The following is a 24,303-nucleotide window of genomic DNA, read 5'->3' as shown; positions in this document are numbered from 1 at the left end:
CCAGAGGATTTCTTTGCACATATGCGAGCAATCAGAGATATTATTGGAAAGGATAGAAGCCTTCATATCCAGGTGATTTCTAAGGATTGTCAAAGCATGGTCAAGGAAGCACATAGAATTCTTGAAGAAATAGACAGACAGGTCTATATCAAAGTACCCGTATCTTATGAAGGAATCAAAGCAATTAAGATGTTGAAGGAAGAAAACATTCATGTCACAGCGACAGCGGTCTATGATTTGATGCAGGCTTATATGGCACTGGCAGCAGGGGCAGACTATATTGCACCATATGTCAATAGAATTGGAAATCTAGGAGCAGATCCAATGGAGCTCATCAATGAATTATCAAATCGTATTGTCATGGATGGATATGATACAAAGATAGTCGCAGCATCATTCAAGGGAGTGCAACAGATTAGAGAAGCCTTCAATTATGGAGCACAGGCGATTACAGCACCAGTAGAGATCTTGAAACAGATTTTCAAGAATCCAAGCATAGAAAAAGCAGTAGATGATTTCAATGCCGACTGGTATAGCATGTATGGTGAAGGCAAAGGAATATGTGATTTATAAGACGAGGAAACTCGTCTTTTATGTTATAATGAAACTAAGGATGTGGAATGATGGATAAGTATTTATATATCAAACAGTTATTTGAAAATATGCAAGATCAAAATCAAGCTTTATCTATGGCCCAATATATGAAAAATCAGTTTGTTTTCTACGGAATACCAACCCCTCAAAGAAGAAAGCTTTATAAAGATTTTTTGAAACAGGAAAAGAAACACAAACAAATTGATTGGGATTTTTTAGATTTATGTTATCAAGATTCCCATAGAGAATTTCAATATTTTGTTTGTGATTATTTAAAGATGTTTCAAAATCAATTGGTTTATGAAGATATTCAGCATATGAAAGTTTATATAAAAGATAAACAATGGTGGGATTCTATTGATATTTTTGATACGATTATTGGTCAAATTGGATTAACAGATCAACGTGTTGATGATTTAATGCTGGAATGGTCATTAGATGATGACTTTTGGCTAAGAAGATTAGCTATTGATCATCAGTTAGGACGAAAAGAAAAAACAAATACCATCTTGTTAGAAAAGATTCTTGTGAATAATTTGAATAGTCATGAGTTTTTTATCAACAAAGCGATAGGCTGGATATTAAGAGATTATTCTAAAACAAATCCACAATGGGTTCGTGATTTTATTCAACAATATCATGAAAAAATGGCTAAACTTTCCATTAAAGAAGGCAGTAAGTATATATGATAGAATTATCTATAAAATGGTGTGAAAGATAGAATCTGATAAAGATTATTTTTTGAAGAAAATCAATAAAGAAAGGAAGTATTGAAAATGATAATGATAGGTGTTCTAGGCATTGCTTTATGTATGATTATTTTATATGTCATAGTAAGTCAAAATCGTTATTTTCAATGTCAACATTGTCATCGAACATGGAAACCTCACTTTTTTCAGGTTATAGGCAATGTGAATCGTCAGGTTCAAGATTATCATGTTCAATGTCCTTATTGTCATACGATTCAAAATATCAAGCTTTCAAAAAAGAAATAAGTTGTGTTAAAATAAAAAGTGAGAAAAGAGGTTAGGCGTATGAAGGAAATCATTTTAGGAAGTACAGGTATTCAAGTTGTACAAAATGGGTTTGGAGCATTACCCGTTCAAAGAGTTTCTAAAGAAGAAGGGGTCACTATTATAAGAAAAGCCTATGATGGAGGAATGCGTTTTTTTGACACAGCGAGAGCTTATAGTGATAGTGAAGAAAAGTTAGGAGAAGCATTACATATTTATCCACGTAGTAGCTATTATATTGCAACAAAGACAATGGCAACGACACCTGAGGAATTCTGGAAGCAATTGGACACATCATTATCGTTATTGAAAACAGATTATGTGGATATTTATCAATTTCATTGTGCTTCACAAGTTTATGCACCAAATGATGGAACAGGTATGTATGAATGTATGTTAGAAGCTAAAAAACAAGGGAAAATCAGACATATTGGAATCACTGCTCATCAGTTACAAGTTGCATTAGATGCTGTTGATTCTCATCTCTATGAAACGATTCAATTTCCTTTTAGTTATTTATCATCTCAAAAAGAAATAGAACTGGTTCAAAAGAGTCAAGAAGCCAATATGGGATTCATTGCGATGAAGGGGTTAGCTGGAGGATTAATTAATCAGTCACGTCCAGCAATGGCTTATATGAGTCAATTTGATAATGTTTTACCTATTTGGGGAATTCAAAAAGAAAGTGAATTAGATGAATGGTTATCTTATATGCAGGATACACCGGTTCTTGATGATGAAATGAAGGCATTTATAGAAAAAGAAAAAATAGAATTATCAGGTGATTTCTGTCGAGGATGTGGATATTGTATGCCATGTCCAGCAGGTATTATGATTAATCAATGTGCCCGTATGTCATTGATGTTAAGAAGAGCACCATCACAAAACTGGTTGACTGAAGATATGCAGGCAGAAATGAAAAAGATTGAAGATTGTTTGCATTGTGGACAATGTTCAAGGCGATGTCCTTATGAATTAGATACTCCAGCACTGCTTCAAAAGAATTATGAAGATTATCAGAAAGTCTTATCTGGTGAAGTGAAAGTTCAATAACAGCATGATTTCATGCTGTTATTTTTTTGAAACATGTTATAATAAAAATAATAGTGGAAAAGGAGAGACAATATGAGCAAGATTATATTTTTAGATGTTGATGGAACATTAATTGATTATGAGGCTAAATTACCAGCTTCAGCTGCTCAGGCAGTGAATCAGGCACGTGCAAATGGACATAAAGTTTATATTTGTACAGGTTGTTCAAAAGCTGAAATTGAACAGAGAAACCTTTGTGAATTAGATGGTATGATTGGTGGGAATGGAGCTTATGTAGAAGATCATGGGCATGTTGTGATGCATCAGGGATTATCAAAGGAAGATGTCAAACATATTGTAGACTGGTGTAATGAAAGACATTTAGGATTTTATTTAGAAGCCAATAGTGGTATGTATTGTAATGATTATATGTTGGAACAGGGACCAGAAACAATGGTGAAATATGCACAGGGTAAAGGTGCGGATTTAACGAAAGCTAAAGAATCTTCAAAGAAGTTTATGGGTGGTTTTATTCATTTGCAGGGAGAAGATTTATATCGAGATGATGTGAATAAAATTAGTTTTATTTTAAGTCGTTATCAAGATCATTTAGATTCTCAAAAAGAATTTCCTCATTTGATTGCGAATACATGGGGAGGTAAGGGAGAAGTGGCCTTGTATGGTGATTTAGGTCCAACTGGTATTACAAAGAGACATGCTATTGAAGTTTTATTGGATTATTTAGGTGTTGACCAAAAAGATACGATTTCTTTTGGAGATGCTAAAATTGATTTATCTATGTTTGAATGTTGTGATTATAATGTGGCTATGGGAAATGGTGGCGAAGAAATTAAAGCTGCTGCTGATTATATTACAACAGATGTTAATGATGATGGGTTATATAATGCTTTTCGTTATTTAAAATTAATTGATTAGGGATTGATGTTAAAATTATCAACAGAGACTCTTTATAAAGAGGTCTGTTGATAATTGTTTTTTTGTGTTATTGATTTCTTTTGTTTTTTGAATAAAAATGCTATAATAAGGAACGGATTATAAGGAGAGGATTTTGTGAAAGAACCGAAATATAAATTTATAGATATACATAAAATTGAAGCTAATGAGCATCAGCCAAGAACACATTTTGAAAATGAAAAAATTCAGGAATTAGCTGTATCTATTCAACAAAATGGATTATTACAACCTATTGTGGTCAGACCTTATCATGGGAAGTATCAGATTGTTGTTGGGGAAAGACGTTATCGTGCATGTCTTTTGGCAGGTATAGAAGAAGTTCCATGTCTTGTTCAAAATTATGATGAACAACAGACTGCCACAGCTGCAATTGTTGAGAATATTCAACGAGAGAATTTATCAGCCATTGAAGAAGCATTAGCATATCAACAAATCTTAGATACACAAAATATAACACAGGAAGAATTAGCTCAAAAAGTTGGTAAAAAGCAATCAACTATTGCAAATAAGTTAAGGTTATTACAGCTTCCGATGACTGTTCAAGAAGCAGTACGAAGAAAAGATATCACAGAAAGACATGCCAGAGCTTTATTAAAGTTAGATACAACAGCAAAACAAAATAATATGTTAAGAGAAATTATGGATAAGGGTTTAAATGTTGAACAGACAGAAGAAAAAATCAAAAAGAAAATTGAACCCAAAAAGCCAAAACCTAAAACAAAAAGTATTTCACAAAATTTAAAAATTGCTATGAATACATTAGATCAGGCTGCCATGATGGTACAGCAGGCAGGAGTGGAAACAACAGTAGATATTTCTGAAACAGATGAAGAAGTTGTTTATGTGATTAAGATGAAAAAATAATGAGATGTATTGATATATATTATGTCTTGTGATAGAATGCATAGCAGATATATGATTGTTTGCCGCCGGGTAAATTTTAAGCATTGGTTTCGTATCGATAGGCCATTGAAGATACGACAATCAGTGCTTTTCTTTTGTAAAGATAGAAAAGGTGACAAAAGTCAATAAAATGTTTAATATATCTATTCAATTGATAAAATGAAAGGATAAAGAAAACATGAAGAAATTAGAGAGTTTACAGGAATTTTTTAGGTATACATCTTTAAATGTGTTAGGTATGATTGGTTTATCGTGCTATATTTTAGCAGACACATTTTTTGTTTCTAAAGGACTTGGTACAGATGGATTGACAGCTTTAAATTTGGCTATTCCTATTTATAGTTTTATTCATGGAAGTGGCTTGATGATTGGTATGGGTGGTGGAACAAAATATTCCATATTAAAAAGCCAGGAACATCATCAAGATGCAAACAAGACATTCACTCATGCTGTTTTATTAGCTATATGTTTTGCGATTATTTTTGTTTTGATAGGTTTCTTATTTTCTGGAACAATTATTTCATTATTTGTTGAGCAGGGGAATGTTTTTGATATGTCAAAAACATATTTACAAGTGATATTATTGTTTGCGCCAGCTTTTTTAATGAATAATGTTTTTCTTTGTTTTGTACGTAATGATGGAGCACCACAGCTTTCCATGGCTGCAATGCTAGGAGGAAGTTTTTCTAATATTGTTTTAGATTATATCTTTATTTTTCCTTGTCAAATGGGCATTTTTGGAGCTGTCTTTGCGACAGGATTAGCTCCTATTATCAGCATGTGCATTTTATCACCACATTTTTTCAAAAAGAAAAATCAATTTCATTTTATAAAAAGTACAATTTCATTAAAAACAATCACTGGTATTTTCTCAAGTGGTGTACCCTCTTTGGTTACAGAAGTTTCTTCTGGAATTGTCATGATTGTTTTTAATACCATTATTTTAAATCTTGAAGGGAATGTGGGTGTTGCTGCATATGGTGTTATTGCTAATTTATCATTAGTTGTCATGGCTATATATACTGGGATTGCTCAAGGTATACAGCCATTAATGAGTCGAGATTATGGCTTGAATCATTTAGATAACATTTATAGAGTATTGAAATATGCATTATTAACTATGTTAATAATTTCAGCTGTTATTTATACAACTGTTTTCTTTGGTGCATCTTCCATCACACAAATATTTAATAGTGAGAATAATGCAATGTTGCAGACAATTGCAGCACAAGGGTTGAAGTTATATTTCATTGCTTGTCCATTGGCTGGATTTAATATTATTTTATCAATGTATTTTACTTCTGTTGAACATCCTTTGCCTGCACATATTATTTCTTTATTAAGGGGATTTATCATTATCATTCCAATGGCTTTTCTCCTCTCCGCTATAGCAAAGATGAATGGTGTCTGGAGTGCATTTCCAGTGACTGAACTCATTGTGGCTGTTGTTGGACTGGGATGCTTTGAATGGTTAAAACATCATCATTATAGTGAATAAATAAAATACTATGTTTGAATAAACCTGATTGCTTGGTTAACAAACATAGTGTTTTTTATAATGAATCAAAGTGATATGCAGAGTCTATTCAAAAGCTACACAAACAGGTGCAGGTATTTCAATTGAAAAGTCACTTAAAACAAGTTCTTCTGTATCTTCATTGAATGTCATCACCTGTAACAGATTGCTGCCTTGACAAGCAATAATTAAATAACGATCATCAACAATTTGGAAATCTCGAGGATCTTTTTTTGTATGAACCATATAGAGTAAAGAAATTTTACCACTTTCTTTATTGACGCGGTACATAGCTATACTGTCATGCCCTCTATTTGATACAAAAAGATGATTTCCACTATGACTTAAGCGAATAGCAGCAGCACTTGAAAAACCTTTAAAATGTCTTGGTATACAGTGAATAGCCTGTATTAATTGGAAATGGCCCTGATAATATTTAAAGACCATAATATTATTAGCAATCTCATTGACAAGATAGGCAAAACGACCATCATGAGAAAAAATCATATGACGTGGACCAGAACCAGGAACAATATTTAAAGTATAATGAGGATCTTCTAATAAAACACCTTGAGAGTAACGATACATAACGACTTTATCAGCACCTAAATCAACAGAATAAACAAATTCCTGATCAGGAGTGATGCCAACATAATGCGCATGTGGACCTGTTTGGCGTTTTAAAAGATCGGGACCTAAACCGACATGATGAACTGCACAAATTTTTTGAGTAATAATACTATTTTCTAATTGGTAAGAAGCAGTTGCGCCAACATGATAATTTGCCGCAAAAAGATAGCGATTATTTTGATCAACGCATAAATGTGTATAAGAACGACCGCTGGAATGATAATTATTATTTAAAATCAGTTCATCTTTATAGATTGAAAAACTTCCTAATCCCCCTCCATAACTATGAGAATTGGCATTTTTATAAGCGACATATAAAGTGTGATCATTACATATCATATAAGAAGGGTAGTCTTGAGTTTCGATTTGTTGAATACGTTTCATTTCTAATGTTTTTTCATCAAATTTCATGATATAAATACCTTTATCATGATGTTTTCCATAACTTGATACATAAAAGATTTTCATGTTAAAGCTCCTTTCGCTATATAAAATATTTTATCATAATATTTTATGAAATGAATAAAAAAAGGTATAAAAACATAGAAATAATAAAAAGAAAATTATAAAATTCTTTCATAATACACAAAAGTGTAATACAATAGATACTATATTGAAGGAGGAAGCGAATATGGAAGAGAAGTTAATGTTAAGTTTATTACAAAAAAATGCGAGGATGAAGATTACTGATTTAGCGGCCGCCTTAGATGAATCTAAAGATAATGTCATTCAAAAATTAACAGAATTAGAACAGAAGAAAGTGATCTGTGGTTATCATACAATTGTCAACTGGGATTTAACAAATACAGAAATTGTAACAGCATTGATTCAAGTCAATGCAAGTCCAGAAAGAGAATATGGCTATGATCGTATTGCGAGTCATATTTATAAATTTGATGAAGTTGATACAATGTATTTATTGAGTGGAAGTTTTGAATTTGTATGTATTGTTAAAGGAAAGACAATGCAGGAAGTTGCTCATTTTGTGGCTAGTAAACTGGCATGTGTAGATGGAGTGACAGGAACATCAACTTATTTTGTATTAAAACAATATAAAAATAATGGTGTTGTTTTAATTGAAGATGAAGATGGAAAAAATGATAGATTGGTGGTGACTCCATAATGGATTATAATGATATTTTAAGTGATAGAGTCAAAACAATTAAACCAAGTGGAATTAGAAAATTCTTTGATTTAGCTTCACAAATGGAAGATGTCATATCTTTAGGAGTTGGGGAACCGGATTTTACAACACCTTGGGCTATTCGAGAAGCTGCGATTTATTCCATTGAAAAAGGAAGAACATTTTATACAGCTAATCAGGGATTACAGGAATTAAGAGAAGAAATCTGTCGATATTATCGTGATCGTTTTCATGTGGATTATAATGCCAAAGAGAACTGTATTGTGACTGTTGGGGGATCAGAGGGTATTGATATTGCGATTCGTGCTATATTAAATCCTGGAGAAGAAATGATTGTTTTGGATCCTGGATATGTAGCTTATACACCTGGTGTTGAGCTTGCAGGAGGGGTTCCTGTCACAATTAATTTACGTCAGGAAGATGAGTTTAAATTAACACCAGAGCTTTTAAAAGCTGCGATTACACCCAAAACAAAAGCATTATTGATTAATTATCCATCAAATCCAACCGGTGGATTTATGACAAAGAGTGATTATGAAAAGATTGTTCCTATTATTAAGGAATCAGGTCTTATCGTGATTTCTGATGAAATTTATGCAGAATTGAGTTATGAAGAAGAATTTTGTTCAATTGCTTCATTTGATGAAATCAAAGATCAGGTGATTGTTGTGAGTGGTTTTTCTAAAGCCTTTGCGATGACAGGATGGCGTTTGGGTTATGTTTTAGCTAATTCTGTATTTACAAAAGCTATGAATAAAATTCATCAATATATCATCATGTCTGCTCCTTCAGCTGCCCAATATGGAGCTATTGAAGGATTAAGACATTGTTATGATGAAGTCTTGAAAATGCGAGATTCTTATAAGGCTAGACGAAATTTTTTAGTAAAGACATTTAATGATATGGGATTGGAAACATTTAAACCTCAAGGCGCTTTCTATGTTTTTCCATGTATTCGTTCAACTGGACTCACATCTGATGAATTCTGTGAAAAACTGTTAGAAGATCAAAAAGTAGCTTGTGTTCCAGGAACTGCTTTTGGACCAGCAGGAGAAGGATTTATCCGTGTTTCTTATGCTTACAGTCTTGAAGAATTAAAGATTGCAACTCAAAAAATAAAAATCTTTGTAGAGAAATGTAAGGCAACACATGATTAGAGTCTTATTATGCTGTGGTGGTGGCTTTTCATCAAGTTATGTCGCTGAAAGAATGAAAAAGGAGATTATTTCCAAGAACTTATCGAATCAACTTGAAATGGAGTTTTCTCCTTTTTCTCTTGTTTTAGAAAAGATAGATAACTTTGATATTATTATTTGTTGTCCACACCTTAATATTTATGTGAAACAGTTACTTGAAAAGACTGATGTTCAAGTCCCTATTTATATTTTACCACCAAGAATGTATGGAAATATGGAGATTGAAGAAATCTATCAGGATGTTATAGATTTACTGGAGATTTATCAGCAGACACATATGAATCCTGTTCATTTTCCTGGTGAGGAAAATGTATTAAAAATAACAAGACAAAAAGCCTATAAACATGTTTATCAAAAGTAAGAACGTTGATTCTTGCTTTTTTATAATGAAAATCGTTATAAAATAGAGTTATGAGAATAAAAAAAGAAGAAATACCAGAAAAGAGGTCAAAGAGATGTGGATTTTATATGCATTTGGTTCAGCATTTTTTGCAGGTATAACAGCTGTTTTAGCAAAATGTGGTATACATGATACAAATTCACATGTAGCGACAGCTCTCAGAACAATTGTTGTTTTGATTTTTTCATGGATTATGGTTTTTATTGTAGGTTCTTTTCATGAAATAGCGAACTTATCTTATCAGACAATACTTTTTTTGGTGTTATCAGGTCTTTCGACAGGCGCATCCTGGTTATGTTATTTTAGAGCTTTACAATTAGGAAATATTAATAAAGTGGCTGCGATAGATAAGACAAGTGTTGTTTTAACAATGATTTTAAGTTTTATCTTATTTCATGAAACAGTCAATATTTATAAAATTATCGGGATGATTTTGATGATGACGGGAACTTTTTTGATGTTGGAGAAAAAGGAAACAAATCAAAAAGAAGACAATCATTGGTTGATCTATGCTGTGTTATCAGTTGTCTTTGCCAGTTTAACAACCATCTTAGGAAAGGTAGGAATCAGTCATATTGAAAGCAATTTAGGAACTGCCATTCGTACAAGTGTTGTCTTGGTGATGGCATGGGTTGTTGTGGTTGCGACAAATGCGCAAAATAGCGTTAAAGAAGTTCCTAAGCACGAATTGATTTATATTTTTTTATCAGGTATTGCGACAGGAGCTTCATGGTTATGTTTTTATAGAGCATTACAGATTGGATCAGCCAGTCTTGTCACACCGATTGATAAATTGAGTATCTTAGTCACAGTGCTTTTCTCTTATATTGTCTTTCATGAAAAACTGAATTTAAAATCTTTTATTGGATTAATGATGATTGTTGCAGGAACGCTTATTATGTTACTTTAATCACAAAAAACAGGATGCATTAGGCATCCTGCTTTTGTTCAACTTTATGTTCTTCTCTTTTTAACATTTCTTCATAACTGAACATACAGCCACAATAATTTTGGCGATACATTCCATATTCTTTAGTCATTTGTGTTGATTTTAAATAACCATTATTTTTCTTAAAATCAGCATATAAGAATTTTGGTGATTCACTTTGCCATTGATCTCCAATCTCATTAATCCATTGACTATTTTTATGTGGTGATACACTTAAAACAGTTGTCCAATAATCATAATGATTGATCTTTGCATAATCAAATGTTTTACGCATTCTCAAGCTATAACAAAGACGACATCTTATACTTCCTTCTGGATAATCTTTTAAAGGATAAAGATGAGAAATCCATTCACTATTATTATAAGGATCTTCAATGACTTGAATGTTTTGATTGAAATCGTGATTAAATCTTTCAATAAAAGATAATAATTCATGGAAACGTCTTTGATATTCATCAGATGGATAAATGTTGGAATTGGAATAATAGATTGTGATTTCAAAATGTTCGCATAATTCTTTAATCACATTGCTAGAACATGGTCCACAACAGACATGAAGTAATAATGTTGGTTTCTGATTGCCAATTTTTTGAAGTTCTTCCTGTAATTTAAGATCATAATTGATTTTCATTATTGAATAAACATACAATCACCAAATGAGAAGAAACGATATTTTTCTTCCACAGCATGATGATAAGCTTTCATAATATAGTCTTTATCAGCAAATGCACTGACAAGCATCACTAATGTTGATTTAGGAAGATGGAAATTGGTAATCAAAGCATCAATAGCTTCAAACTGATAACCTGGATAAATAAAGATATCAGTACTTTCCTGTGTAGCTTGAAATTTTCCATATTTTTTAAAGTTCGCTTCAAGTGTTCTTGTTGAAGTTGTTCCAACACTGATAATGCGTTGTCCATTGGCTTTGGCTTGATTAAGCTTTTGAGCAGTGTCTTCATCAATCATATAAAATTCACTATGCATATGATGTTCTAATACATCATCAACCTTCACTGGTCTAAAAGTACCTAGCCCTACATGTAAAGTGACATCTAGGATTTCAACACCTTTGTCTTGAGCTTTCTTTAAAATATCTTCAGTAAAATGCAAACCAGCGGTAGGTGCGGCGGCACTACCTTCGACTTTGGCATAAACAGTCTGATAACGATGAGGATCATCAAGCTTTTCCTTGATATAAGGAGGAAGTGGCATTGTGCCAAGATGATCTAAGACTTCATAGAAAATACCTTCATACATCATTTGAAAATGACGAATACCTTCTTCTCCAATATGTACACATTTGGCTTTTAAAGAACCATCTCCAAAAGTAATGATAGTATCCATTTTCACAATACGTGCATTTCCCACAAGACATTCCCATACATCTTCACCTAAATCTTTAAGAAGCAAGACTTCAACATGACCACCAGTTTCTTCTTTTATTCCATAAAGTCTGGCAGGAATGACTTTTGTATTGTTTCTTACTAAAATATCCCCAGCATGTAGATAGTCTAAAATATCATAAAAATGCTTGTCTTCAATCGTTTTTGTTTTTCTATCTAAGACCATTAAACGTGAAGTATCTCTTTTTTGTAGAGGAGTTTGCGCAATCAATTCCTCTGGTAAATCATAATCAAATTCACTAATCTTCATTTAAAACGCCCTTTCATAAACATCTCTACCATAACTATTTAAAAATTCTTCTTTAAAATCTAATAAACGATCTTCCTGAATGGCTTTTCTTATATCTTCACTTAATTGAAGTAAGAAAGCAACATTATGAATAGATAATAAACTTTTTCCAAATAATTCATCACATTTATGTAAATGTCTTAAATAAGCACGTGTATAGTTTTGACATGTATAACAATGACATTTGTCATCAATAGGCGTAAAGTCATATTTATATTTTTCATTATTAATATTCATACGTCCATGATGTGTCATTAATGCTCCATGTCTTGCGACTCTTGTTGGTAAAACACAGTCAAACATATCAATACCACGAATAGCCCCTTCAATTAAATCAATAGGATTCCCAACACCCATTAAGTAACGTGGCTTATCCTGAGGGAGCCATTTCACTGCATCATCAATCATTTTATACATGACATCTTTAGGTTCACCAACACTTGTTCCTCCTATAGAATAGCCAGGGAAATCCATTTTCACTAATTCTTTAGCTGACAGTTCTCTTAAATCTTCAAATTCTCCACCTTGTACAATCCCAAATAAAGCCTGATCTTTTCTTTTATGAGCATCTTTACCACGTTTTGCCCAACGCAGAGTTCTTTCCACACTTTTTTTCATATATTCATGTGTTGAAGGATATGGAGCACATTCATCAAAGCTCATGATAATATCAGCACCTAAATCATTTTGAATTTGAATAGATTTTTCAGGAGATAAAAATAATTTCTTTCCATCAACAATACTTTTAAAAGTCACGCCTTCTTCTTCAATCTTTCTTGTCTTTCCTAAAGAGAAGACTTGAAAACCACCACTATCAGTTAAAATAGGACCATCATAGTTCATAAATTTATGTAATCCACCAGCCATTTTGATAACATCTTCACCAGGTCTTAACCATAAATGATAAGTGTTTGCTAAAATGACTTGAGAATGCATTTCTTTTAATTGTTCTGGAGAAATACCTTTCACTGTAGCAAGTGTTCCTACTGGCATAAACATAGGTGTTTCAACATCGCCATGTGGTGTATGTAAAATCCCATATCTTGCACCAGATTGTTTACAAACATGTTTTAATTCATACCAAAAACCTTCCATTTTTTCACCTCTTTTTTAGCATACTCATTATACATGAAAGGATGTATAAGTTCAAATTTTATTGATTGAAATTCTATGAAAAAGAAAAGAGTATGTTAAAATAAAGATAAGGGATGTGACTGTTATGGAGTATGTTTGGATAGTGGTATTGTTGTTATTGGGGATTGCTATGGTAGGAAGACCTGATCTGTTATGGAAAATAGAACATTTCTGGGATGTGAAGAATGGAGAACCTTCAGAGTTGTATATCGCTTTGATGCGTGTTATGGGAACGTTTTGTATTATTGGTTCTATTATATTTTTAATTGCTCTTTTTATTTAAAATCATTCGATCATCTATATGTCAATATAATATGACTAAATCTAGATTTAGTATAAATGGTTCATAAGATATATGTATTGAATTTATGATAGTTTTACAAAAGAAAAGGATAGTATCACAAGTTTAGAAAACTGAAAATATGAAGCTTTATGAACTCAATAATATAGTCAATATTGATTTGGAAAGTAGCCATAAATAGGTGGCTTTTTGTTTATGATCAGCTTTGTTGGTATTTTGGATTACCATTACACATAAAAGGGTGTATAAGTTTAAATTTTATCAATATTCATCCATAAACATATCAATAAAAAGTAATATTTTCATATTGTTTGTTATAATATACATAAAATGATTCATATTATGTTTATCAATTTCAGATATAGTTTATAAAGTGTAAGTTTAAATGTTAAAAAAGATAGAGTTGTATTTTTTATAATATTATCAAATAAAGGGTTGGGAAAATATGGATATACAAATATATAAGAAGAAGTATTGCATAGTTATAGGTGTTATTTTACTTGTTTTAATGGGGATAGGTTCTATTTGGGATTATCAGATTTCACAGTTTTTTTATAATTCGTCTAATATTTTTGGTGTTTTTTTGGCTGGCTATGGTCAAATACCTGCCTTGTTATGTATGGCTGCAATTGGAACATTATTATTACGTATGATAGATAAGGATAAGAAAATAAAGACGATGCTATATTGTTGTTTGTCACTACTTTTTAATTTTATTGCTGTTATAGGGATCACAATAGGAGCTTTATTATATATTTCTAGAATGACAACATTATTAAGCTTAGTGATAGCTATTGGCATTGTAGGAATTGTTGATGTATTGATTTATCGACTTAGTAGCCATGCATCTCAGGATACAATAAAAAAGATAGTGATTTTTATTTTATTAATAGTTTTAATTGAAGTTTTTGTTGTTAATATTGTGAAAATGACATGGGAACGCCCCCGTATGCGAATGATTAGTAGTCGTCATGATGTCAGTTTTCAGCCTTGGTGGGTTATAGGAAATACAATGAAAGATCAGCTGATGGCTTTAGGTGTAGCAGGTGAAGAATTTAAATCCTTTCCATCTGGACATACAGCGAATGTGGCTTGTGCGATGTTGTTATGTGTATTGCCTTTGCTTAATAGAAAATTAAAAGGAAAAGAAAATTTATTATTTTTTATAGGGGTTTGCTTTACTTTTTTGGTTGCATTATCAAGAATCATTATGGGAGCTCATTTTTTAACAGATGTTGTGACTGGAATGGCAATAAGTCTTGTGATACAAATGATTATGGCTCGAGTCATATTCAAAAATTATAGCAAGGATAAGGTTGATTGTAATGGTGACATAGGAATAAGATATAAATAAAAAAGAGGATTTTCAATTCATCCTCTAATCAAAAGTGACATATTCATTTTTTAATGGTGGAATGACTTTTAAGTCATCCACTTTTAATAAACAGAAATTTCCGTTGATATCTGGATCATACTGAACATCAATTGTACCAGTGACTTCAACCCATTCATTAGGAATCAGTTGTTTAGCAGCAGGATGTTCACAGACCATACCAATTAAAGATGTATCTTCTTCACAACAAACCATAGCTAAACGTCCTAATACAAAGCCATCTTCTAATTGTTTATCACGACCGATGAATTTTCCTCTGAGAGTGACTTTCTTATGATCATATTTATCGGGGTGATCTAGGGCATCCATGCAGAAAAGACCAAAATCATGATCTAAAACATTGATATAATCCTGTTGAATATCAAATGGTAATTCATCATCTTCTAGAGTGTTGACAGTGCCATCTTCTTTTTCATAAATAATCTGACATGTAGAATTAATGGCTTTAATATTATTTCTTAAGAATGATTTTTTAATAGAATTATCAATTCTATTAAAAATCAACAAATCACTATGAACAACATGTTGATATAATAAAGAACGCATGTTTTGAATATACAAAGCAAAAGTCTTGGCATTGATAGTTGTTAAAACTTGGACAACGTCCCATCCTTCAGGTTTTTCACATTCAATAAGATGATCAACATTAAACATTCCATTCACTTCCATGAGGACTTGAGTTGGATGATATTTGTTTTTAAGTTCGGTTAAAAATTCAAGATTGAATTCATCTTCTTTATGAATATAAACCAAATCACAATTGAATGATTCAATATCTTCCTGATTATATTCTTTTTCACCTTGTTCACTGATAATTAATAAAGTTTTTTCATTATTACAGAAATCTGTTGTTGTAATGGTATCAATAATAAATGAAGATTTTCCGCTATCTAAAAAACCTGTAAATAAATAGATTCTTGTATTCATTATTCTACTCCAAATAATTCATAAATTTTGTCTTCTAATAAATCTTTACCAATGACACAGATACGACCAGTGTAATCAGCACTACCAAAACGAATTTCATATTCTCCAGGTACTAAATCAAAGTGTAACCATTTCTTATCTGGTGTAGGTAAAATACCTTTCGCACGCAAGATATCTCCATATTCATGAGATGAAGATAAAGTCTGAAGAATTTGATCTAACTGTTCCTGTGTATAAGTATGAATTGTTTCTTTTCCTAAACTTGTAAAGACTTCATCAGCATGATGATGATGGTGATGATGACCACATCCACATTCATGATCATGATGATGTCCATGATGACATTCTTCGTTTTCGTGATGATGGTGACAACATTCATGATGTTCATCATGATGATGACAATGTTCACCATGTTCATGATGATGTTCGTGATGGTGGCAATGTTCACCGTGTTCGTGATGATGACCACATTCTGGACAAATATCTGCTTCTTTCATTAAGATGTCCTGTAAAGAATTTTCATTTTCCATTGTCTGTAAAATTGTTTCACCACTTAATTCATCCCAAGGTGTTGTGATAATAGAAGCTGTTGTATTCATAGATTTAATGATATCAATAGCTTCCTGAATCTTATCTTGTGGTACATCTTGGGTACGACTTAAAATAATAGTAGAAGCATATTCAATCTGATTATTAAAGAATTCTCCAAAGTTTAGTGAATATGTTTTGCACTTTTTCACATCAATAACACTACAGAAACTATTCAATTGAAGTTCATCACTATGAACATCCCTAACAGCTTTAATGACATCAGAAAGTTTACCAACTCCAGATGGTTCAATGATAATACGATCAGGATGATACTGAGCTACGACTTGTTTTAAAGCTTCACTAAAATCACCAACTAATGAACAACAAATGCATCCAGAGTTCATTTCTGTAATTTCAATTCCAGCTTCTTTTAAGAAGCTTCCATCTATACCAATTTCACCAAATTCATTTTCAATTAAAACAACTTTTTCATTTCCTAAACAATCCTGAATAAGTTTTTTGATTAATGTTGTTTTCCCAGCTCCTAAAAAACCAGAAATAATATCTACTTTACTCATTTATTCGACCTTCTTTCTTTTTTGTATTATAGCACTCGTATTTTTAACAAGCAAATGAAATAACATACAATTCTCTTGATAAAAAGATTGAATAAGACTATAATTGTTAGCGTACTAATAATTAGTATGCTAATGAAAGGAGGAAAATCATGAAAACACCTTTTTATATGTTAGTTTTTAAAGCTTTTCATGCGCAAAGACAAAAGAATCGAATGAATATGAATGCTTTTCGTTTATCACCCGGTCAACCGAAAGTATTACGATATATTCAAAATCATAAGGATTGTAAATTAAAAGATATCGCAAAAGAATGTGATATTGAAAGTGCTACAGTAAGTAAGATTCTTGATAACTTAGAAGAAAAAGGCATGATTACAAAAGCTATAAATCCTCAAAATAAACGTGCTTATCAACTGAATTTAACAGTTGAAGGAGAAAAGGCTTTAGAAAAATGGGACGAACATTGTTTAGAAATAGAACAAATTTCTTTAAAAGGATTCAGTGAAAAAGAGAAGCAACAGTTTCAAGAATATTTATCTCGTATGTATACCAATTTAACAGGAAAAGAGATTTTATAGGAGGGGAAAATATGATCAAACGTTTATGGCCATATGCAAAAAAATATCAACGTTATTTTTTACTGGCATGTGCCTGTATTATTGGAGAAACAGTTTTTGAACTTGTGATACCTGTATTGATGGCTAATATTATTGATGTAGGTGTAGCCAATAAAGATACAAATTATATTGTCATACAAGGCATACTGATGATTGTTTGTGCCTGCATTGCTTATGTTTTAGGAGTCTTATATGCTCGTTTTGCAGCTACGGCAGGACAAGGATTTGGAGCCGAATTGAGAAAAGATGAATTTGAAAAAGTTCAGAATTTTTCTTTTGCGAATACTGATCATTTTTCAACGTCGTCTTTAATTACCCGTTTAACAAGTGACGTTATTATCATTCAAAATGCGATATGTAATGGAATTAGACCATTAGTCAGAGCACCCTTTATGCTTTTGTTGGCATTATTTTTTACTTTTACGATCAATGCCAGATTAGCTTTGATATTCTTAGTGGCGACACCTATTTTAGGTATTGGTTTATTTGTCATCGTAAGAAAAGTTGGACCACTGTTTAAGTTTATGCAATCAAGTATGGATAATATTAATACAATTGTCCAGGAAAATTTAAATGCTATTCGTGTTGTTAAATCATATGTTAGAGAGGGGTATGAATCTGAAAAATTTGAAGGCATGAATGAAAATTTAAGAGAAAATAGTGAAAAAGCCTTTCGTACTTCAGTATGGAATATGCCATTATTTCAATATGTGATGTATCTGACGATTGTTTCTATTTTATTTTTTGGTGGACAGATGATTTTAGCTGGAACGATGAAAGTTGGAGAATTGACTGGTTTTTTAAGCTATGTCATGCAGATATTAAATGCATTGATGATGATTTCTAATGTCTTTTTAATGTTAACAAGATCTATTGCCAGTTGTGAACGTATTATTGAAGTGCTTGATGAAGTACCAGATATACACGATCCACAAAATACATCAGAAATTGTTGAAAATGGTACGATTGATTTTCACCATGTTTATTTTAAATATAAATCAACAGCTAAAGAATATGTCTTAACAGATATTGATTTACATATACCGGCAGGATCAACGATTGGTATTTTGGGAGGAACGGGTTCAGCGAAAACGAGCTTAGTACAGTTGATACCTAGACTTTATGATGTTAGTGAAGGAGAAGTCTTGGTTGATGGACGTAATGTGAAAAATTATTCTGTAGAACATTTAAGAGATAGTGTAGGAATGGTTTTACAAAAGAATACTTTGTTTAGTGGAACGATAAAAGAAAACTTGCTTTGGGGTAATAAAAATGCAAGTGATGAAGACATTGAATGGGCTTGTCACATTGCTTGTGTGGATGAATTTATAAAAAATTTCCCAGAAGGTTATCAAACTGATATGGGACAAGGTGGAGTCAATGTTTCAGGTGGTCAAAAACAAAGATTATGTATTGCCAGAGCATTATTAAAAAAACCAAAAGTTTTGATTTTAGATGATTCTACAAGTGCAGTAGATACGGCCACAGAAGCCAGTATTCGAGAAGGGTTGGCATCTTTAAAAGATACAACAAAAATCATTATTGCTCAACGTGTTTCGAGTGTTCAACATGCTGATCAGATTGTGATTTTAGAAGATGGACATATTCATGCAGTGGGAACGCATGATGAGTTGTTGGCACATGATCACATTTATCAGGATATTTATTATTCTCAATTGGAAGGAGCTGGTTTATAATGGCAAGACAAATTACAAATGCAAAACCTCAAGATATGATGAAAACATTAAGCTCCTTTAAAAAGTATATTGGATATCATAAATATGCTTTAAGCAGTGTAGCTGTTTTAGTTATTATCAGTACAGGAATTAATCTTTGGGGAACATTTCAAATTCGTACGGTCATTAATCAATATTTAATGCCGGGAGATTATCAAGGATTGGTTCGTTTTATTATTTTTATGATTGTTGTCTATATGATTGGAGCGACTTCAACAGCCATTTATAAACAATTGATGGTGCATACGTCTCAAAAGATTGTTAAAGAAATGCGACAAGACTTATTTGATAAAACACAAAAATTACCTATTCAATATTTTGATAGTCATACACATGGAGAAGTAATGAGTCATTTTACAAATGATTTGGATACAGTTCAAGATGCTTTAAATAACTGTTTTGATAATTTAATTCAAAGCTTTATTATGATTGTAGGAACATTGATTTTAATTTTTGTATTAAGTTGGCAATTATCATTAATTGTTTTTGCCTGTATGTTGATTATGTATTTTATGATTCAATATTTAACCAAAAGAAGTAAACATTATTTCTCTAAACAACAGGCGGCATTAGGTGATTTGAATGGATTTATTGAAGAAATGGTTGATGGTGTCAAAGTTGTCAAAGTTTTTAATCATGAACAGGCTAATATTGAAGAATTTAATCGTCGTAATCGTATTTTACAGGAGGCGGCGACTAATGCGTTGACTTATTCAGGAAGAACAATTCCTACAGTTGTTAGTATTTCCTATTTTAATTACGCTATTGTTGCCTGTGTAGGAGGATTTTTAACAATCGGTGGTATTATGGATTTAGGAAGTTTATCTTCATATCTGGTTTTTGTCAGACAGACTGCGCAACCAGTCAATCAATTTACACAACAATTGAATTTCATTTTAGCAGCTATGGCAGGGGCTGAAAGAATATTTGATATGATGTCAGAAAAACCGGAAAGAGATGATGGTCAGGTCACTCTCACAAGAGTGCGTAAACATAAAGATGGTCATTTAAGTGAATGTCAGGAACATACAGGATATTGGGCATGGCGTCATCCTAGACCAGATGGAAGTATTGAGCTTGTCGAATTAAAGGGTGATGTGCGTTTCCATGATGTGGTGTTTGGCTATGAAGAAAATGTTCCAATCTTGAAAAATATTAATTTGTTTGCGAAACCGGGACAAAAAATTGCATTTGTTGGAAGTACAGGTGCAGGAAAAACAACGATAACAAATCTGATTAATCGTTTCTATGATATTCATAGCGGTAGTATTACTTATGATGGCATTGATGTCAAATTAATTAAAAAAGATGATTTAAGACATTCGATTTCTATTGTTTTACAGGATACGCATTTATTCACGGGAACAATTGCTGATAATATTCGCTATGGAAAACTGGATGCGACAATGGACGAAGTGATAGAAGCAGCAAAATTGGCTAATGCTCATAGTTTTATCAAACGTTTACCAAATGGTTATGAAACTATGTTGAGTGGTGATGGGGCTAATCTCTCACAAGGACAGCGTCAGTTACTAGCTATTGCCAGAGCTGCCATTGCCAATCCACCTGTTTTGATATTGGATGAAGCAACAAGTTCAATTGATACCCGTACAGAAAAGTTGATTGAAAAAGGTATGGATCGTTTAATGGAAAATCGAACAGTTTTTGTGATTGCCCATAGATTATCGACAGTCAGAAATTCAGATGCGATTATGGTGTTAGATCATGGCCAAATTATTGAACGTGGTAGTCATGATGAATTGATTGCACAAAAAGGACGTTATTATCAATTATATACAGGACAATTTGAGTTAGAATAAAACCAATGAGACAATAAGCCTCATTGGTTTTTCATCATCTTTATGGTTTTAATAATTCAACAATACTTCTGATCATAGCACCAGTTGCGCCATCAGGCGTTTTAGCAGTAGCTGCAATATCTAAGTGAATCCATTTGTTTCCATCTTCCACGAATTCATTCAACAAGCAGGCTGCCCCGCTGGCTTCTCCACCAAAAGTCATCGGCACATTTTTGAAATCAGCACTGTTGGATTGGAGTTTTTCAAGGTATTCTTCGTCCATTGGTAAACGCCATCCCTTTTCATCAGCTGCTTTCATGGCTTGTTCAAATTCTTGATAATAGGCATCATCATTAGCGAAAACACCTGTATAAACATCTCCTAGAGCAGGACCAGTCAAAGTTCCTAAATCAATAAGATGACTAGCTCCTAATTTTTGTGCATATGTGATAGCATCACATAAGATCAGTCGTCCTTCTGCATCTGTGCTTACGACCTCGACTGTCTTTCCTGATAGTGTTGTGATGAGATCCTGTGGTTTATAGGCTTTTCCATTCACCAGATTCTCTGTCACTGGAATGATTCCATAAACATTTGTCTTGGCTTGGATACCAGCAAGAATCTTCATGATTCCTAAAACATCTGCTCCTCCACACATGTCATACTTCATGCCATAGCTGTTTGATTTCAGGTTGTATCCTCCTGAATCAAATGTGATTCCTTTTCCTATCACGGCTTTATGCGGTGCATTTCCATTATGCGTATACTTCAATACAATCATGTAGGCAGGTATATGACTTCCCTGATTGACGGACAGAATGCCTCCTGCTTTCATTTCCTCTAAGGCACTCTTGTTGAGTATTGTATATTCAATGTTATACGCCTTAGCCAGTTCGATAGCTTCTTTGACCATGTCTTCTGGTGTCATCAGATTGGATGGTGTATCGGCAAGTCTTCTGGCATAGTTGATGCCTTCTCCATAGATTCTTCCTGTTTCAATATCCTTTTCAACATATCCTGATGATACAATATCCAAATCAGTTATCATTTTCGCATCATGTCCAATCTTGCATTCCTGATACTGGGCAATGATATGTGATTCTACCCATATTCTGACAAAGGCATGCTTGTCAATACCTTCATCAAGATGATCAGTCATCAGCTGAACAGGCTCGTTAATATTTTTTGAAATATTCAAAACTAACTTTCTAAGTTTGGCAGTCGTTAGTTCACTGACATCACCAAGACCAACAAAAAGAATATAAGTGAAATCATATTTTCCAAGTGTATAGACTTTTGTGGATTGATTGAAGTCTTTATTAATGATTGTGTTGATATCATATCCTAAGGTATCACATATATCATTCAAGACACTTTGATGATGATAGATCGGATAAATCATTATTTTATTGTCTGGTTGTTTTAACTGTTTCATGAAACAATCCTCCTTATGATATATATTTTATCACTATTTCAAGTGAAATGATGATTTTTGTGAAAAAGGCTTATAAGATAGAATGTTCTATCTCATAAGGCCTCTATTTAATAAGTAGAATTGTTGCTTGATATGGAGAAAGTTTTAATTGTTGGTTTTGAATATTGACTTGATCATTGGATAAAAGAACTTGAGCTTTTGAAGATAAAGGAAAATGAGTTTCTTTGTTTTGAAGGTTTTGAATACATAAGATTGTCTGTTGATCATCTTGACGCATATAGGCAATCACATATTCTTCACTTTCTAATGAAATGAAATCTCCATATACGAGTGTTTGATGATACAAAGGATTCTGTCTTAAAGCAATCATCTGTTTATAATAAGATAAAACAGAATCAGGATCATTCACCTGTTTAGCAACATTAATATCTTGATAATATTCATTATTCGTAAGCCAAGGTTGAACATCACTAAAACCTGCATATAACTGTGAATTCCAGCTCATAGGAGAACGGGTATTATCTCGACTGCGACGATTGACAAAATCTAAAGCTTCTTCTTCGCTATAACCTTCCTGTAAAGCTCTACGATATTGAGCATGTGAATTAAGATCATCAAAATCATGGATAGAAAGTCTATGATTGTTGATGGTTCCAATTTCTTCGCCTTGATAAATGAAAGGAGTCCCCTTTAAAAACATAAACATTTGACCTAAAGCTTTTGCGGCTTTTGGCGTACGTTCTTGAGGGTTACGAATAAGTCTGTTTAAACTTCTTTGCATATCATGATTTTCCAGGAAAGTTCCACACCATCCTGTTTTAAAGATTTCCTTTTGACTTAAAAAGAGCTTTTCTTTGTATTCCTGCATTGTCCAATTTTGAAGTGGGAACCATTCTTCATGTTCAGTAATATCAATATGTGAATAATTAAAATCAAACATCATTGAAAAGCATCCATCTTGACCGATAAAAATGCCTAGCTGATCATAAGGAACACCCACAGCTTCCGCCACTGTCATACAATGATGAATATCAAATGTCTTTTCTCTCAATTCTTTGAAAAAGACTTCTATACCGGGCTGATTTCTTGTGAATTCAAAACATGATGAGAGTCCATCTGCGCCATCAACAGGACCATTTTGCCAGGATTGATCCTTTTTTATAAAGTTAATAGCGTCTACTCTAAATCCTGCAATTCCTTTATCTAACCACCAGTTAATCATGCGATAGATGTCTTCTCTCATTTGTGGATTTTCCCAGTTTAAATCAGGTTGCTTTTTAGAAAAAGAATGAAAATAATACATATTATCTTCATGAGGGACTTTTTCCCAAACAGAACCACTAAAAACAGAACGCCAGTTTGTAGGAGGCTGGTTATCTTGACCTTCTTTAAAAATATAATATTGTCGATAAGGACTATCAGGATTTTTTAATGCTTCCTGAAACCAGGCATGTTCATCGGATGTATGATTAATAACAAGATCCATAATGATTTTGATATCTCTTTCTTTCGCTTTGACAATCAGTTCATCGACATCTTTCATACTTCCAAAATCAGGATGAATCTGATAATAATCAGCAATATCATAGCCATTATCATCCATAGGAGAACAATAAATAGGACAAATCCAAAGCATAGTGACACCTAAATCTTTTAAATAATCAAGTTTTTGAATGATTCCTTGAATATCACCGATTCCATCATGATTACTATCTTGAAAACTTTTTGGATAAATTTGATAAACAATTTCTTCTTTCCACCATTGTGGCATATTGATCACCTCTAAAATGATTATATCATGAAAA

General features: G+C 32.5%; 24 protein-coding genes. 16 read left to right on the top strand and 8 right to left on the bottom strand.

What is annotated here, in order from left to right; translation table 11 throughout:
* The 7 genes from B5E87_RS10660 to B5E87_RS10630 form a co-directional block, all read left to right on the top strand.
* Positions 1–573: fructose-6-phosphate aldolase (locus B5E87_RS10660; RefSeq protein ID WP_087244911.1), on the top strand; the 573-nt coding region annotated here is incomplete at its 5' end.
* 50 nt (positions 574–623) lie between these two features.
* The gene (locus B5E87_RS10655; RefSeq protein WP_087244906.1) at positions 624–1,283 is read left to right on the top strand and encodes a DNA alkylation repair protein; all 660 of its coding nucleotides are present in this window, start codon (positions 624–626) and stop codon (positions 1,281–1,283) included.
* A gap of 87 nt (positions 1,284–1,370) precedes the next feature.
* Positions 1,371–1,589, top strand: coding sequence for a hypothetical protein (locus B5E87_RS10650; RefSeq protein ID WP_087244905.1), 219 nt, complete (start codon positions 1,371–1,373; stop codon positions 1,587–1,589).
* 39 nt (positions 1,590–1,628) lie between these two features.
* Positions 1,629–2,660, top strand: coding sequence for an aldo/keto reductase (locus B5E87_RS10645; protein WP_087244904.1), 1,032 nt, complete (start codon positions 1,629–1,631; stop codon positions 2,658–2,660).
* A 72-nt stretch (positions 2,661–2,732) separates the two neighbouring features.
* Positions 2,733–3,575, top strand: coding sequence for a Cof-type HAD-IIB family hydrolase (locus B5E87_RS10640; RefSeq protein WP_087244903.1), 843 nt, complete (start codon positions 2,733–2,735; stop codon positions 3,573–3,575).
* A 135-nt stretch (positions 3,576–3,710) separates the two neighbouring features.
* On the top strand, positions 3,711–4,478 hold the full coding sequence (locus tag B5E87_RS10635) for a ParB/RepB/Spo0J family partition protein (RefSeq protein ID WP_087244902.1): 768 nt from the start codon (positions 3,711–3,713) through the stop codon (positions 4,476–4,478).
* Between the two features lie 217 nt (positions 4,479–4,695).
* Complete coding sequence (locus tag B5E87_RS10630) at positions 4,696–6,015, top strand: MATE family efflux transporter (protein ID WP_087244901.1); 1,320 nt, start codon at positions 4,696–4,698, stop codon at positions 6,013–6,015.
* Positions 6,016–6,099: 84 nt separating this feature from the next.
* Here the strand turns inward: B5E87_RS10630 and B5E87_RS10625 are convergent, their stop codons facing one another.
* On the bottom strand, positions 6,100–7,131 hold the full coding sequence (locus tag B5E87_RS10625; RefSeq protein WP_087244900.1) for a lactonase family protein: 1,032 nt from the start codon (positions 7,129–7,131) through the stop codon (positions 6,100–6,102).
* 163 nt (positions 7,132–7,294) lie between these two features.
* Here B5E87_RS10625 and B5E87_RS10620 point away from each other — a divergent pair, with 163 nt between their 5' ends.
* The 4 genes from B5E87_RS10620 (at position 7,295) to B5E87_RS10605 (ending at position 10,313) form a co-directional block, all read left to right on the top strand.
* Positions 7,295–7,786, top strand: coding sequence for an Lrp/AsnC family transcriptional regulator (locus tag B5E87_RS10620; RefSeq protein WP_087244899.1), 492 nt, complete (start codon positions 7,295–7,297; stop codon positions 7,784–7,786).
* Complete coding sequence (locus B5E87_RS10615; RefSeq protein ID WP_087244898.1) at positions 7,786–8,964, top strand: aminotransferase class I/II-fold pyridoxal phosphate-dependent enzyme; 1,179 nt, start codon at positions 7,786–7,788, stop codon at positions 8,962–8,964. The genes B5E87_RS10620 and B5E87_RS10615 overlap by 1 nt, the downstream gene beginning before the upstream one ends.
* Complete coding sequence (locus tag B5E87_RS10610) at positions 8,957–9,364, top strand: PTS sugar transporter subunit IIB (RefSeq protein ID WP_087244897.1); 408 nt, start codon at positions 8,957–8,959, stop codon at positions 9,362–9,364. The genes B5E87_RS10615 and B5E87_RS10610 overlap by 8 nt, the downstream gene beginning before the upstream one ends.
* Positions 9,365–9,458: 94 nt before the next feature.
* A complete protein-coding gene (locus B5E87_RS10605; RefSeq protein ID WP_087244896.1) occupies positions 9,459–10,313 on the top strand; it encodes an EamA family transporter in 855 nt (284 codons plus the stop codon).
* Between the two features lie 19 nt (positions 10,314–10,332).
* Here B5E87_RS10605 and B5E87_RS10600 read toward each other — a convergent pair whose 3' ends face one another.
* Genes B5E87_RS10600 through tgt form a run of 3 tightly spaced genes read right to left on the bottom strand, consistent with a single transcriptional unit; the run spans position 10,333 to position 13,142 of the window.
* Positions 10,333–10,983, bottom strand: a complete 651-nt coding sequence (locus B5E87_RS10600) for an epoxyqueuosine reductase QueH (protein WP_087244895.1) — start codon at positions 10,981–10,983, stop codon at positions 10,333–10,335.
* Positions 10,983–12,008, bottom strand: a complete 1,026-nt coding sequence (gene queA / locus B5E87_RS10595; protein ID WP_087244894.1) for a tRNA preQ1(34) S-adenosylmethionine ribosyltransferase-isomerase QueA — start codon at positions 12,006–12,008, stop codon at positions 10,983–10,985. Before queA ends, B5E87_RS10600 begins: the two co-directional genes overlap by 1 nt.
* The gene (gene tgt, locus B5E87_RS10590) at positions 12,009–13,142 is read right to left on the bottom strand and encodes a tRNA guanosine(34) transglycosylase Tgt (protein WP_087244893.1); all 1,134 of its coding nucleotides are present in this window, start codon (positions 13,140–13,142) and stop codon (positions 12,009–12,011) included.
* A 124-nt stretch (positions 13,143–13,266) separates the two neighbouring features.
* On the opposite strand from tgt, the gene B5E87_RS10585 reads away from it, so the two are divergent.
* On the top strand, positions 13,267–13,464 hold the full coding sequence (locus B5E87_RS10585) for a DUF6199 family natural product biosynthesis protein (protein WP_087244892.1): 198 nt from the start codon (positions 13,267–13,269) through the stop codon (positions 13,462–13,464).
* Positions 13,465–13,927: 463 nt separating this feature from the next.
* The gene (locus tag B5E87_RS10580; protein ID WP_241147169.1) at positions 13,928–14,836 is read left to right on the top strand and encodes a phosphatase PAP2 family protein; all 909 of its coding nucleotides are present in this window, start codon (positions 13,928–13,930) and stop codon (positions 14,834–14,836) included.
* Positions 14,837–14,860: 24 nt separating this feature from the next.
* Here the strand turns inward: B5E87_RS10580 and B5E87_RS10575 are convergent, their stop codons facing one another.
* Both B5E87_RS10575 and B5E87_RS10570 read right to left on the bottom strand, forming a co-directional pair.
* Complete coding sequence (locus tag B5E87_RS10575; RefSeq protein ID WP_087244891.1) at positions 14,861–15,802, bottom strand: TIGR03943 family putative permease subunit; 942 nt, start codon at positions 15,800–15,802, stop codon at positions 14,861–14,863.
* On the bottom strand, positions 15,802–16,911 hold the full coding sequence (locus B5E87_RS10570; RefSeq protein WP_087244890.1) for a CobW family GTP-binding protein: 1,110 nt from the start codon (positions 16,909–16,911) through the stop codon (positions 15,802–15,804). The genes B5E87_RS10575 and B5E87_RS10570 overlap by 1 nt, the downstream gene beginning before the upstream one ends.
* 149 nt (positions 16,912–17,060) lie before the next feature.
* On the opposite strand from B5E87_RS10570, the gene B5E87_RS10565 reads away from it, so the two are divergent.
* From B5E87_RS10565 to B5E87_RS10555, 3 genes are read left to right on the top strand one after another with little or no spacing between them, the layout of a single operon-like run.
* On the top strand, positions 17,061–17,489 hold the full coding sequence (locus B5E87_RS10565) for a MarR family winged helix-turn-helix transcriptional regulator (protein WP_087244889.1): 429 nt from the start codon (positions 17,061–17,063) through the stop codon (positions 17,487–17,489).
* Between the two features lie 11 nt (positions 17,490–17,500).
* Positions 17,501–19,225, top strand: coding sequence for an ABC transporter ATP-binding protein (locus tag B5E87_RS10560; RefSeq protein ID WP_087244888.1), 1,725 nt, complete (start codon positions 17,501–17,503; stop codon positions 19,223–19,225).
* A complete protein-coding gene (locus B5E87_RS10555) occupies positions 19,225–21,084 on the top strand; it encodes an ABC transporter ATP-binding protein (RefSeq protein ID WP_087244887.1) in 1,860 nt (619 codons plus the stop codon). The genes B5E87_RS10560 and B5E87_RS10555 overlap by 1 nt, the downstream gene beginning before the upstream one ends.
* 40 nt (positions 21,085–21,124) lie before the next feature.
* On the opposite strand, the gene B5E87_RS10550 is transcribed toward B5E87_RS10555, so the two are convergent.
* Together B5E87_RS10550 and B5E87_RS10545 are read right to left on the bottom strand one after the other, a co-directional pair.
* Positions 21,125–22,498: a leucyl aminopeptidase family protein gene (locus tag B5E87_RS10550; RefSeq protein WP_087244886.1), complete on the bottom strand. Its 1,374-nt coding sequence runs from the start codon at positions 22,496–22,498 to the stop codon at positions 21,125–21,127.
* A gap of 103 nt (positions 22,499–22,601) precedes the next feature.
* Positions 22,602–24,269, bottom strand: coding sequence for a glycoside hydrolase family 13 protein (locus B5E87_RS10545; protein ID WP_087244885.1), 1,668 nt, complete (start codon positions 24,267–24,269; stop codon positions 22,602–22,604).
* Between the last annotated feature and the right edge of the window lie 34 nt (positions 24,270–24,303).

It is taken from the genome of Massilimicrobiota sp. An142, assembly GCF_002160725.1.
In the GTDB taxonomy this organism is placed as follows: domain Bacteria; phylum Bacillota_I; class Bacilli_A; order Erysipelotrichales; family Coprobacillaceae; genus Allocoprobacillus; species Allocoprobacillus merdigallinarum.
The sequence above is the reverse complement of the archived record's forward strand: the minus strand, read 5'-3'. Positions and strand labels throughout refer to the sequence as shown.

Excerpts from the sequence above, each read along its gene's own strand:
- B5E87_RS10655 (WP_087244906.1), top strand. The coding sequence starts at position 624 with ATGGATAAGTATTTATATATCAAACAGTTATTTGAAAATATGCAAGAT.
- B5E87_RS10650 (WP_087244905.1), top strand. The coding sequence starts at position 1,371 with ATGATAATGATAGGTGTTCTAGGCATTGCTTTATGTATGATTATTTTA.
- B5E87_RS10645 (WP_087244904.1), top strand. The coding sequence starts at position 1,629 with ATGAAGGAAATCATTTTAGGAAGTACAGGTATTCAAGTTGTACAAAAT.
- B5E87_RS10640 (WP_087244903.1), top strand. The coding sequence starts at position 2,733 with ATGAGCAAGATTATATTTTTAGATGTTGATGGAACATTAATTGATTAT.
- B5E87_RS10630 (WP_087244901.1), top strand. The coding sequence starts at position 4,696 with ATGAAGAAATTAGAGAGTTTACAGGAATTTTTTAGGTATACATCTTTA.
- B5E87_RS10625 (WP_087244900.1), bottom strand. The coding sequence starts at position 7,131 with ATGAAAATCTTTTATGTATCAAGTTATGGAAAACATCATGATAAAGGT.
- B5E87_RS10620 (WP_087244899.1), top strand. The coding sequence starts at position 7,295 with ATGGAAGAGAAGTTAATGTTAAGTTTATTACAAAAAAATGCGAGGATG.
- B5E87_RS10615 (WP_087244898.1), top strand. The coding sequence starts at position 7,786 with ATGGATTATAATGATATTTTAAGTGATAGAGTCAAAACAATTAAACCA.
- B5E87_RS10610 (WP_087244897.1), top strand. The coding sequence starts at position 8,957 with ATGATTAGAGTCTTATTATGCTGTGGTGGTGGCTTTTCATCAAGTTAT.
- B5E87_RS10605 (WP_087244896.1), top strand. The coding sequence starts at position 9,459 with ATGTGGATTTTATATGCATTTGGTTCAGCATTTTTTGCAGGTATAACA.
- B5E87_RS10600 (WP_087244895.1), bottom strand. The coding sequence starts at position 10,983 with ATGAAAATCAATTATGATCTTAAATTACAGGAAGAACTTCAAAAAATT.
- queA (WP_087244894.1), bottom strand. The coding sequence starts at position 12,008 with ATGAAGATTAGTGAATTTGATTATGATTTACCAGAGGAATTGATTGCG.
- tgt (WP_087244893.1), bottom strand. The coding sequence starts at position 13,142 with ATGGAAGGTTTTTGGTATGAATTAAAACATGTTTGTAAACAATCTGGT.
- B5E87_RS10585 (WP_087244892.1), top strand. The coding sequence starts at position 13,267 with ATGGAGTATGTTTGGATAGTGGTATTGTTGTTATTGGGGATTGCTATG.
- B5E87_RS10580 (WP_241147169.1), top strand. The coding sequence starts at position 13,928 with ATGGATATACAAATATATAAGAAGAAGTATTGCATAGTTATAGGTGTT.
- B5E87_RS10575 (WP_087244891.1), bottom strand. The coding sequence starts at position 15,802 with ATGAATACAAGAATCTATTTATTTACAGGTTTTTTAGATAGCGGAAAA.
- B5E87_RS10570 (WP_087244890.1), bottom strand. The coding sequence starts at position 16,911 with ATGAGTAAAGTAGATATTATTTCTGGTTTTTTAGGAGCTGGGAAAACA.
- B5E87_RS10565 (WP_087244889.1), top strand. The coding sequence starts at position 17,061 with ATGAAAACACCTTTTTATATGTTAGTTTTTAAAGCTTTTCATGCGCAA.
- B5E87_RS10560 (WP_087244888.1), top strand. The coding sequence starts at position 17,501 with ATGATCAAACGTTTATGGCCATATGCAAAAAAATATCAACGTTATTTT.
- B5E87_RS10555 (WP_087244887.1), top strand. The coding sequence starts at position 19,225 with ATGGCAAGACAAATTACAAATGCAAAACCTCAAGATATGATGAAAACA.
- B5E87_RS10550 (WP_087244886.1), bottom strand. The coding sequence starts at position 22,498 with ATGAAACAGTTAAAACAACCAGACAATAAAATAATGATTTATCCGATC.
- B5E87_RS10545 (WP_087244885.1), bottom strand. The coding sequence starts at position 24,269 with ATGCCACAATGGTGGAAAGAAGAAATTGTTTATCAAATTTATCCAAAA.